Genomic DNA, 12,144 nt, shown 5'->3' with positions numbered 1-12,144 from the left:
GGTGCCGCGGGCGGTGGCCGCGCGCCCGTGCTCAGATTTGCTCGGCCACGTGCGCGTGCGCTGCCCTAGACTTTCCGGCGTGGCACACCTCATCTTGCTGGAAGACGAACCTGTACTCAGCGAAGAACTCACGGAGTTCCTCGTTTCGGTCGGCCATGAGGTGACGGCCGTCGCGTCTCTGGCGGCCTTTCGACGAACCTACTCGCCGCAGACTCACAGCATCGCCATCATCGACCTCGGCCTGCCCGATGGCCATGGCCTGGACCTCATCCAGTCGCTGCGCGCCGAAGGCCATCGCCTGGGCATCATCGTGCTGACCGCCCGATCGGCCATGCAGGACAAGGTGGACGGCCTGACCGGCGGCGCCGACCATTACCTGCCAAAAACCGCCGATCTGCAGGAGATTGCCGCCACCGTGGCCGCCTTGTCGCGAAGACTGGGCGTCGATGCCAAGCCGCGCTGGGTGTTGACCGACTCACCGCGTCAGCTCATTTCTCCCGGCGGCGCCGTCCTCCCACTGTCGGGTCAGGACCACACGGTGCTGCATGCCCTGGCGAGCAGCCCGGGCTACGTCACGCGGGAGGCCATCGTGGTGGCCCTCGGTGGCAACTACCTGGACTATGACCAGCGCCGCCTGGACACCCAGATGCGCCGCCTGCGCCGCAAGGTCGAGGAAACCTGCGGCCTGGCCCTGCCCGTGAGCACCCTGCGCGGCACGGGCTACCGCTTTCACGACGACATCGACATCCGCCCTTGAGTGCGCACGGCACGCGCGCAATCGGTGAAAACGCACACTCCGGGCGCAGTACCCCATCTGCGCTCAGGTTTGCTCAGCCACAAGTTGCTGACGGTGGTTACTGTGCAAGCGAACTCAGTGGAACGTCTATCGCTCCCCGATTGCCACGCCATCGATCATGCCAAACGCCCCCCATTCCGCCTCGCCTCGCCGCGCGCCCCTGCGCACCCTGATCGCTGCCGCCACCGCGGTGATGTTGACCGCGTGCGCCAACATCCGGCCGGTGCCGCTGAATGCGCAGGACCTGCAGCCGGTCAACGTCAGCGACCGCAGTGCCATGGTGCAGGACGTGGAGCCGCTCAGCGGCCCCTTGACCCTCGAGGAAGCCCAGGCCCGTGCACTCAAGTACAACCTGGAGCGGCGCGCCAAGCTGATGGAGGAGGCCCTGGCCCTGCGTCAACTGGACGTCACCCAGCTGGACATGTTGCCCAAGCTGGTGGCGCAAGCCGGCTATGGCTGGCGCAACAACGACCGCATCAGCCAGAGCCGCAACGCGGAAAACGGCGACCTGTCCCCGTCACGCTTCATCTCTCAGGAGCGCACCCATGCCCTGAGCGACCTGACGGTGAGCTGGAGTCTGCTCGACTATGGCCTGGGCCGCGTGGCAGCCCACCAGCAAGCAGACCGGGTGCTGATTGCGGGTGAGCGACGCCGCAAGGCCATGCATGTGCTGATGCAGGACGTGCGCACCGCCTACTGGCGCGCCGCCAGCGCCCAGAAGCTGCGCGATGACGTGGCCCGCACCATCACGATGGCCGAGGAGGCCCTGGACGATTCCCGCAAGGCCGAGTCGGAACGGCTGCGCAACCCCATCGACGCGCTGCGCTACCAGCGTCAGGTGCTGGAGAACCTGCGCCTGCTGGAAGCCATCAACCAGGAACTGGCCTCGGCCAACATCGAGCTCGGCACACTGATCAACGCCCCCATCGGCGGCACGATCCGGATTGCCGATGTGGACCAGGCGACGACCACGCCTCGTACGCTGGAGCTGGACATCGGCACGATGGAAGAGCTGGCTCTGCAGCAGAACGCCGACCTGCGCGAGCAGCATTACAACGGCCGCGTCGCCCGGGAGGAAGTGCGTCGCACCCTGGTGCGCCTGTTTCCCAACATCAGCCTGAACTACGGCTACAAGTACGACTCGGACCGCTACCTCGTCCACAACGACTGGCAGGAAGCCGGCGTGCAGATGTCCTTCAACCTGTTCAACCTGCTCACTGCAGATACGCAGATGAAGCTGGCGCGGGCGGGGGTCGCTCTGGCCGAGCAGCGGCGTGTGGCCACCCAGATGGCCGTGGTCACGCAGGTGCACCTGGCGCGCCTGCAGCTGGTGAACGCCCACAAGCAGTTCGTGCGCGCCGACGCCATCTACCTGACCGACCAGAAGATCACCGAGCACACCCGCAACCGCGAGCAAGCGCTGGCCCAGAGCAAGCTGGACCGCGTGAGCAATGAGGTGTCCACCATCCTGAGCCTCCTGCGCCGTTACCAGGCTCTCGCTCAGGTGCAGGCCGCCGAAAGCCGCCTGCTGGCCAGCATCGGCGCCGAACCGGCGATTGGCAGCACGGACGACGTGTCCCTGCCGGAGCTGGTCCAGCAGATCAGGCGCGGCACCGACATGTCTCTGCGCTCGCAGCCGGCCCAGACCGTAAAGGTGGGCTCATGAGACCGGTCTTGCTGTGGGGCCTGATCGGGCTCGGGTCGGCAACCCAGGCGCTGGCCGCGCCCTCGGCTGCACTGACACCCGCGGCACGCACGGCCATCGAACGCCAGGAGATCCGTGCGCAGTTGATGCCTCGCCGGTACACCACGGTGGCCGCCGAGATCGGCGCCAAGGTGAACCGCCTGCCCATGCCGGAAGGCGGCACTTTCCGCGCGGGCCAGTTGCTGGTGAGCTTCGATTGTTCGCTGCAACAGGCGCAAATGCAGAAGGCCCGCGCCGAGCTGCAAGGGGCCGAGCAGACGCTGAAGACCAACCAGCGTCTGGCTGAACTGAACTCGGTGGGCAAGCTGGATCTGGACATGGCCCAGGCCGCCGCACAAAAGGCCCGGGCCGAGGTGGTCGCCCACCAGGCGGTGCTGGGCAAGTGCGCCATCGCCGCCCCGTTTTCCGGCCGGGTCGCCGAGCAGAAGGTGCGCGAGCAGCAGTATGTGCAGCCCGGCCAGGCCCTGCTCGACATCCTGGACGACAGCGTGCTGGAGCTGGAGTTTCTGGTGCCCTCGCGCTGGCTGAGCTGGTTGCGTGTGGGTGGCACCTTCCAGGTCCAGATCGACGAGACCCGCAAGACCTACCCGGCCAAGTTCATTCGCATCGGCGCCCGCGTCGACCCCGTGAGCCAGTCCGTCAAGGTCGCCGCCGCCATTGATGGCCAATTCAAAGAACTGATTGCCGGGATGAGTGGTCGCGTCCAGATCACGCCGCCCGAATCCCGATGATGTCCATGGCACTCGCCTGATGTCGGCGGGTGCCGGAGTGCCCCATGACCCAGCGCCACGTCCCCAAGAATGTGCCTCACGCCTCGCTGAGCACCGCCACCTCCGCCCCTACCAGCAGGCTGGTGCGTCGAGCCCCCCAGCCACTGGTGCTGGAGCAGCGATTCATGTTCGATGGGGCCGCGGTGGGCGAGGCGGTCGACACGCTGTCGGCCCCCATGCCGGAAGCCAGGGTCACGCACGACGTCCTGCATGTGGTCGACGCGCCGGCCACCCCCTCCGTGCGCTCAGCCGAGCTTGCAGCGGAGCAGCTGCTGAGCCACTTCCTGCAGCAGGATCAGGCCCAGGACACGTTGTTTGCGCTCTTTCACGGTGGACAGTCCGAGGCGAGTGCGGACTGGCAGGCTCGCGCCAGCACCCTGCTGCAAGACGTTCGGAGCGGGGAATTCAGCCTGCATGTCGAGTTCCTGAGCAACGCGACCCTGAAAGGCGCGAAGGGGGCCTTCGCGGCAGATGGCCCGCAAGGCGAGGCGGTGATCTACCTGAACCAGGACTGGGTCCAGGCGGGTGCGGACGAGGCCGCCATCACGCGGGTGCTGACGGAAGAGTTCGGCCACGCCGTGGACGCCTACCTCAACGGCGCGCAGGACACCGCCGGCGATGAGGGCGAGGCCTTCGCGGTGATGCTGGCGAATGGCTCACTGAGCCTTCAACCGGTGCCATCCCTGGAAGACGGCGGCACCATCGAAGTGATGGGCGAGCACGTGAACGTCGAGTTCGCCCAGTTCACCTTCGTCAATGCCTATCAGATGGTGTACGACGTCGACAATGACTTCGGCAGCAACGGCATCATCGAAAGCAACGCAGGCGAAACCGTCGCCGAGAAGGAACAGAACAGCCACAACTTCAACCCCGATTCACTGGGGCAGGTGACGGTCAGCGACGACACCAACAGCAACCTGTTCAGTGGCAACGACGTCGCCGCGATCGGCCTCAACATCGGTGGCAGCAAGTACTACGGCTGGATCAGCCGCCCGATCAAGGATCAGGGCGTGGTGCGCGGCTTCTACTTCTGGACAGACAAGGACTTCGTGGACCTGGCCACGGCACAGGCCGATGGCAACCAGGATGGCGACAGCGATGCCAAGGACAACCGGGGCTTCCTGCTGGTGGTCGATCAGGCGTGGTTCAACGGCTTCATCAACACCGCCAGCAACCGGGTCACCACCGCCGCCAATGTGGACCAGGCCCTGTACGCCGCCTACGGCTACACCTACCCTGCCAGCCCGATTCATACCTACATCAAGGGACTGGGCTCGTCGTCCGACCGGGTCGACGCCGCCTTGAATGCCGAAGTGCTCAAGGTGGCTGCGCCGCCTCCCACGGACGCGGTCGACGATGTGGCCACCGGCACCCCGAGCACCACCAACGGGGGCGGTGCTGCGCTCGAGCAGGGCCTGAACACCAATCCGGATCCGGATACCGTGGTCACCCCGGGCATTTCGGCCACGGGCAATGTGCTGAGCAACGACAGCCCTGCCACGGACCTGACGGTCACGCGTGTGGCCAGCAACGCCACCGGCCTGGCAGGATCGGTGCCGTCCACCGGCACAGTGAGTGTGGTGGGGCGCTACGGCACGCTGACGCTCGGCGCGAATGGCACCTACAGTTATGCCGCGGATGATGCCAACCCCACGGTCAACGCCTTGTTGCCGGGCGGCAAGCTGACGGACGTGTTCAGCTACACCGTCAGCAACGGCCTGGGCGGCACCGACACCGCCACGCTGAGCGTGCAGATCAACGGCAGCAACGATGCGCCCGTGGCCGTGAACGACTACAACTCGGCGAAGGAAAGCACCACCTCCGCGGTCAGCGGGTTCACATCGACCGGCTACACGGCAAGCGGCACGGTGCTGGGCAAGACCGGCGTGCTGGCCAACGACACGGACGTGGACACCGGTGACAGCAAGAGCATCGTCGGCCTCTCCGTCAACGGCGGGGCAACGGGGGGCACGGTCAGCGTCGTGACGGGCACAGGGTCCCTCTCCTTCACCGGCGACTCGGGCTTCACGTCAGTGAGCGACAAAGGCACGGCCAAACTCTATGTGCGCCTGGCCACCGACGCGGCGGGCAGCAACTACCGGGCGGTGTACGCCGCCGACGGCACCACGCAGATCTATGTCACGCAGAAGGTCGAAAGCCCGGCGAACTCCAACAACTGGGTCATCACCCTCAACGCCACACCGGCAAAGTACTACGACGCCACCGGGCTGAAGACGATCACCCAGCTCTCGACGTTCTTCACAGACAACAAGACGGTCGGTTTCGAGAACTCGACCGCGGCGAGCGAGAACACGAGCGGCATGAAGACGGCCTCGGTGGCCATCGCGCAGACCACTGGCTACACCAGCATCGGCAATCTGAGCAGCCTGTCCGGCAGCATCGCGGTGGGGATGATTGTCAGCGGCCCAGGCGTTCCGACCGACGGCGTCACCAAGGTCAGCGCCCTCACCTACACGAGCGGCGTGCTGACCGGCATCAAGCTGGATCGTGAGCTGACCAGCACCACCGGCGGCGCATTCACCTTCGCCACCACCGGCACCGTGAGCCAGACGATTCAAGGCGCCCACGGCAGCCTGCTGCTCAATGGCGACGGCAGCTACACCTACACCGCCACCACCGACAACGCCTACCTGGCGGGGGGCCAGTCTGCCGTCGAGGTCTTCAACTACACCATGCAGGATGCGGGCGGTCTGACCAGCAGCGCCAAGCTCTACATCACCGTGTATGGCAGCGGCTCCACTGATCCGGTGCTGACCAATGAGAGCAACACGGCCACCGAATCGGGTGTGGTCAGCAACAGCCCCTACGTGCCGGGCTACACCAACACGTCGCAGCCCGGCGGAACTGCCACAGGCAATGTGCTGAGCAACGACAAGGAGTCGTCTGCCAACACGCTGATCGGCTCCGGTTACGTGGCCTACGTGTCCTTGCCGGGCTCCAGCGATCCGGCCACCCTGGTGGACACCGCCAGCAACGGCCGGACCACGAGCCAGACCGTCACGGTCAACGGCTTGTATGGCGACCTGCAGATCAGTGACACGGGCGCGTACACCTACACCATCCGGCAGGGGCAGACCAATGTGCAGGCGCTGCTGCCCGGAGAGACACTGACGGAGACCTTCAACTACCAGGTCAAGAACACGCTGAGCCCCGCGGGCAGCGGGTGGGCCAGATTGGTGATCACCGTCAATGGCACGAACGACGCACCGATCGCCGTGGCCGATGTGGCCACCGCCATGACCGGTCAGTCGCCCGCCACGGGCAACGTGCTGGCCAATGACACCGATGTGGATGCGAACGACGGCAAGACCGTGATCTCGGCCACCGCGGGCAGTGCCTTGAACGCAGGTACAAGCAACACGACGATCACCGCCACAGGTGTGGTGGCGGGCACCTACGGCAACCTGACTCTGAATGCGGACGGCTCCTACAGCTATGCCGTCGACACCGGCCTGAACAGCGTGAAGGCCCTCGCCTCAGGCGAGACCCGAGACGATGTCTTCACCTATCAGATGAAGGACACCTGGGGTGCCTTCTCGACGGCGACCTTGACGGTCACGGTCACCGGCCGCAACGACGCACCGGAAAACACCACGCCCACGGCGGTCACTGCCACGGCAGGCACGCCCTTTGTCTTTACCGGGGCCAACGCGATTTCAGTGGCCGATCCCGATGGGAATCTGAGCAAGGTGGTTCTGCACGTGGACCACGGCACCCTGTCGACAACGGCATCAGGCGGCAGCTTCGTGTTCGACGGCAGCACGGGCAACGCCACCCTCACGGGCACGCAGGGTGAGATCAATGCCTTGCTGGCAGGACTGCGCTACACCGCCACCACCGGCTTCAGCGGCACGGACTACCTGACCATCTTCAGCAAGGACAGCCAGTCAGCCTACGACAGCGATGGTTTCGCCATCAACGTGCCGACGAACACCATCGCGTCGGTCTCGGAAGCCGGCCTCAGTGGGGGCAGCAACGCCAGCGCTGACAGCGAGGTGTACAACGGGACCTTGACGCTCGGCTTGAATCAGACGGTCAAAGCGCAAACAGGCACCACCAGCCTGGGTGCATGGTCCATCGATGCCGACGGCGCGTTCACCTACACCTTGACCCGCTCGGCCCAACACGTGCTCGGCGCGGCCAGCGATCAGGTTGCCTACGTGGCCCACGACACCTATGGCAATGCGGTCACCAACACCGTGACGGTGAACATCGCCGACGACGCGCCCACGGCTTACGCGAACACCGCCGAGGTTGGCCAGTCAAGCAGCGTTGCGGGCAATGTGCTGCTGGATGGAAGCGACGATGTGTGGGGTGCCGATGGCGCCAAGGCCACGTCACCCGCAGGCGGTGTGGTGGGCGTTCGCGCTGCTGGCGCCGACACGACATCGGAAGTGATCACGGGAGTAGGTAGCCAGATCCAGGGTCTCCATGGGAAGCTGACGCTCAAGGCGGATGGCACCTACACGTACACGTCTGGCTCCGTCAGCGGGCTGTCGACGGACACCTTTGTCTACACCATCGAAGATGCCGATGGCAGCCGCGCCACCGCGACACTGGCCATCACCATCACGACGGCAGATCTGCCCCCCACCATCGCGGTGTCGTCCGATAAGACCGCGCTGAAGGCGGGCGAGACGGCCACCGTTACTTTCACCCTGAGCGAAGCCGCCACCGATTTCAACGTCGATGATCTCATCGTCACCGGTGGAACCCTGAGCGACTTCAACGGCAGCGGCACCTCCTACACCGCGACCTTCACGCCGGGCGCAAACAGCACGATCGCCGCCTCCATCCACGTCGACAGCGCCAAATTCACCGATGCGGCAGGCAACGCCAACGACGACGGCTCGGATAGCAACAACACCGCGTCGATGACCGTCGACACGGTGCGGCCCACCGTCGTCGTGACCTCCGACCAGACCGCGCTGAAGGCTGGCGAGACCGCCACCGTCACTTTCACGTTCAGTGAGGATCCGGGTTCGAGCTTCACCTCGGCTGACATCGACGTCACTGGTGGAACCCTGAGCAACTTCAGCGGCAGCGGCACCTCCTACACCGCGACCTTCACGCCGGACGCAAACAGCACGATCGCCGCGTCCATCCACGTCGACAGCGCGAAGTTCACCGATGCGGCGGGCAATGCCAACAACGACGGCTCGGATGCCAACAACACCGCGTCGATGAGCGTCGACACGGTGCGGCCCACCATCGTCGTGTCTTCCGACCAGACTGCGCTGAAGGCGGGCGAGACCGCCACCGTCACCTTCACGTTCAGCGAAGATCCGGGCACCAGCTTCGTCCTCGGTGACATCGACGTCACCGGCGGCACGCTGGGCGCCCTGAGCACCAAGGTCGCCAACAGCAACGGCACCTACCGCTACACCGCCACGTTCACGCCCGCGGTCGGCAGCACCACTGCTGCCTCCATCCACGTCGACAGCACGAAGTTCACCGACGCGGTAGGCAATGCCAACGACGACGGCTCGGATAGCAACAACACCGCGTCGATGACCGTCGACACGGTGCGGCCCACCGTCGTCGTGACCTCCGACAAGGCCACGCTGAAGGCTGGCGAGACCGCCACCGTCACTTTCACGTTCAGTGAGGATCCGGGTTCGAGCTTCACCTCGGCTGACATCGCCGTCACTGGTGGAACCCTGAGCAACTTCAGCGGCAGCGGCACCACCTACACCGCCACCTTCACGCCGGACGCAAACAGCACGATCGCCGCGTCCATCCACGTCGACAGCGCCAAATTCACCGACGCGGCAGGCAACGCCAACAACGACGGCTCGGACACCAACAACACGGCGTCGATGAGCGTCGACACGGTGTGGCCCACCGTGGTGGTCACCTCCGACAAGACTGCGCTCAAGGCGGGCGAGGCCGCCACCGTCACCTTCACCTTCAGCGAAGATCCGGGGTCGAGCTTTGTCCTCGGTGACATTGACGTCACCGGCGGCACGCTGGGCACCTTGAGCACCAAGGTCGCCAACAGCAACGGCACCTACAGCTACACCGCCACGTTCACGCCCGCGGTCGGCAGCACCACAGCGGCCGCCATCCACGTCGACAGCGCGAAGTTCACCGATGCGGCGGGCAACGCCAACGACGACGGCTCGGATGCCAACAACACCGCGTCGATGACCGTCGACACGGTGCGCCCCACCATCGTCGTGTCTTCCGACCAGACCACGCTGAAGGCTGGCGAGACCGCCACCGTCACTTTCACGTTCAGTGAGGATCCGGGTTCGAGCTTCACCTCGGCTGACATCGCCGTCACTGGTGGAACCCTGAGCAACTTCAGCGGCAGCGGCACCTCCTACACCGCGACCTTCACGCCGGACGCAAACAGCACCACCGCCGCATCGATCCACGTCGACAGCGCAAAGTTCACCGATGCGGCGGGCAACGCCAACGACGACGGCTCGGATGCCAACAACACCGCGTCGATGACCGTCGACACGGTGCGCCCCACCATCGTCGTGTCTTCCGACCAGACCACGCTGAAGGCTGGCGAGACCGCCACCGTCACTTTCACGTTCAGTGAGGATCCGGGTTCGAGCTTCACCTCGGCTGACATCGCCGTCACTGGTGGAACCCTGAGCAACTTCAGCGGCAGCGGCACCTCCTACACCGCGACCTTCACGCCGGACGCAAACAGCACCACCGCCGCATCGATCCACGTCGACAGCGCAAAGTTCACCGATGCGGCGGGCAACGCCAACGACGACGGCTCGGATGCCAACAACACCGCGTCGATGACCGTCGACACGGTGCGCCCCACCATCGTCGTGTCTTCCGACCAGACCACGCTGAAGGCTGGCGAGACCGCCACCGTCACTTTCACGTTCAGTGAGGATCCGGGTTCGAGCTTCACCTCGGCTGACATCGCCGTCACTGGTGGAACCCTGAGCAACTTCAGCGGCAGCGGCACCACCTACACCGCCACCTTCACGCCGGACGCAAACAGCACGATCGCCGCGTCCATCCACGTCGACAGCGCCAAATTCACCGACGCGGCAGGCAACGCCAACAACGACGGCTCGGACACCAACAACACGGCGTCGATGAGCGTCGACACGGTGTGGCCCACCGTGGTGGTCACCTCCGACAAGACTGCGCTCAAGGCGGGCGAGGCCGCCACCGTCACCTTCACCTTCAGCGAAGATCCGGGGTCGAGCTTTGTCCTCGGTGACATTGACGTCACCGGCGGCACGCTGGGCACCTTGAGCACCAAGGTCGCCAACAGCAACGGCACCTACAGCTACACCGCCACGTTCACGCCCGCGGTCGGCAGCACCACAGCGGCCGCCATCCACGTCGACAACGCCAAGTTCACCGATGCCGCCGGCAACGCCAACAACGACGGCTCGGACACCAACAACACCGCGTCGATGAGCGTCGACACGGTGCGGCCCACCGTGGTGGTCACGTCCGACAAGACTGCGCTCAAGGCCGGTGAGACGGCCACCGTCACCTTCACGTTCAGCGAAGATCCGGGCACCAGCTTCGTCCTCGGTGACATCGACGTCACCGGCGGCACGCTGGGCGCCCTGAGCGCCAAGGTCGCCAACAGCAACGGCACGTACAGCTACACCGCCACCTTCACGCCCGCCCCGACCGGCGCGGCCCGCATCCACGTCGCCAGTAACCGGTTCACAGACCCCGCGGGCAATGCGAACCAGGACGGTTCCGACACGGACAACGCGATCGACCTGTCGATCACGGACGACCGCCCCTTGGCCGTCTCGTCTCCCACCGTCAGCGAGAGCTCGCCTTACGTGGTGTTCACCGTCAATGGTGCGCCGGGCCAGCGGGTCACGCTCGACCTGCAATCCGGGTCTGGCACAACCGGTGTGGACACCAGCGGCCCGCTGCAATATTTCGACGGCAACGAGTGGAAGGCCTATACCCCTGGCACGCCCATCCCGCTGCCCACGGATGGCAGCCCGCTGCTGGTTCGCATCGCCCTGGTCAACGACACCCTCTTCGAAGGGGCTGAAACCCTGCGCCTCGTGGCGTCGAACGAAAGCGGCACGCCATACGACGGCCAGACCACCATCACCGACGATGGCTCCAATGGCACCCGCTTCGAAGACAGCATCACCGGCATCCCCAGCATGGGCCCGGCCGACGACGATCGCCCCCAGCCCCCGATCGTCGCGCCCACGCCCCCGGCAGCGCCCACCGTGCAACCGCCGCTGCGGGTCGATGCGCCGCCCGCGGAGCCGGTTCGCCTGGCACCCGCGCCCACGCCTTTGTCTGCCGACCCCCTGGTCCTGGAGCGACCTGCGTCCGCGCCCATTGCCGACCGACTGACCAGCCCATCCGGCTTCCGCGTGGCCGTCACCCCGGCCCCGACAGACAACCTCGTGGTCTTCCGAGGCGTCACGGATCAGTTCGTCGAAAACAACGCGCCCACGCGCATTTCGATGCCGTACGACGCGTTCGCGCACAGCAAGCCGGACGTATCCATCCAGCTTGCCGCGCAGCAAGCCGATGGACGCAAACTGCCCGACTGGGTGCAGTTCGACGCACGCACCGGCACCTTCGTGGTCAGCGCCCCGGCCGGCTTCAAGGGCGTCTTGCAGATCAAGGTGATCGCCCGCGACACCGAGGGCCGTGAAGTCAGCACGATGTTCCGCATGCACGTGGGAGAAGAGCGCGACGTCAAACCACAGAGCCGCAATGGACTCAGCGAGCAACTCCGGCTCGCCGCCCAGCGTTCGCCCGGCGGAGTCGAGCGCGGGCAGGCCACGCCCAGCCGACTGGCCCAGGGCGTGGCCTCGGCGCGCCTGATCCGTCCCGGTGCCTGACGACGGAGAAACGCCCTGAAAGACACCGCC

Annotated in this window: 4 protein-coding genes; all 4 read left to right on the top strand. The window is 65.8% G+C overall.

The genetic code is table 11. The features are described from left to right. Positions 1-79: 79 nt before the first annotated feature. The 4 genes from DEH84_RS04835 (at position 80) to DEH84_RS04820 (ending at position 12,114) form a co-directional block, all read left to right on the top strand. Positions 80-757 carry a response regulator transcription factor gene (locus DEH84_RS04835; RefSeq protein WP_109035261.1) on the top strand — a complete coding sequence of 226 codons (678 nt, stop codon included), beginning with the start codon at positions 80-82 and terminating at the stop codon, positions 755-757. A 157-nt stretch (positions 758-914) separates the two neighbouring features. Continuing rightward, positions 915-2,462 carry a TolC family protein gene (locus tag DEH84_RS04830; protein WP_109035259.1) on the top strand — a complete coding sequence of 516 codons (1,548 nt, stop codon included), beginning with the start codon at positions 915-917 and terminating at the stop codon, positions 2,460-2,462. Then, positions 2,459-3,232: an efflux RND transporter periplasmic adaptor subunit gene (locus DEH84_RS04825; protein WP_109035257.1), complete on the top strand. Its 774-nt coding sequence runs from the start codon at positions 2,459-2,461 to the stop codon at positions 3,230-3,232. Before DEH84_RS04830 ends, DEH84_RS04825 begins: the two co-directional genes overlap by 4 nt. 44 nt (positions 3,233-3,276) lie before the next feature. Continuing rightward, positions 3,277-12,114, top strand: a complete 8,838-nt coding sequence (locus DEH84_RS04820) for an Ig-like domain-containing protein (RefSeq protein ID WP_109035255.1) — start codon at positions 3,277-3,279, stop codon at positions 12,112-12,114. Positions 12,115-12,144 lie beyond the last annotated feature (30 nt).

Source organism: Aquabacterium olei, from assembly GCF_003100395.1.
Taxonomy (GTDB): Bacteria; Pseudomonadota; Gammaproteobacteria; order Burkholderiales; family Burkholderiaceae_C; genus Aquabacterium; species Aquabacterium olei.
The sequence above is the reverse complement of the archived record's forward strand: the minus strand, read 5'-3'. Positions and strand labels throughout refer to the sequence as shown.

Bases quoted from the DNA above. Each gene is read 5' to 3' on its own strand.
- DEH84_RS04830 (WP_109035259.1), top strand. From the start codon at position 915: ATGCCAAACGCCCCCCATTCCGCCTCGCCTCGCCGCGCGCCCCTGCGC.
- DEH84_RS04825 (WP_109035257.1), top strand. From the start codon at position 2,459: ATGAGACCGGTCTTGCTGTGGGGCCTGATCGGGCTCGGGTCGGCAACC.
- DEH84_RS04820 (WP_109035255.1), top strand. From the start codon at position 3,277: ATGACCCAGCGCCACGTCCCCAAGAATGTGCCTCACGCCTCGCTGAGC.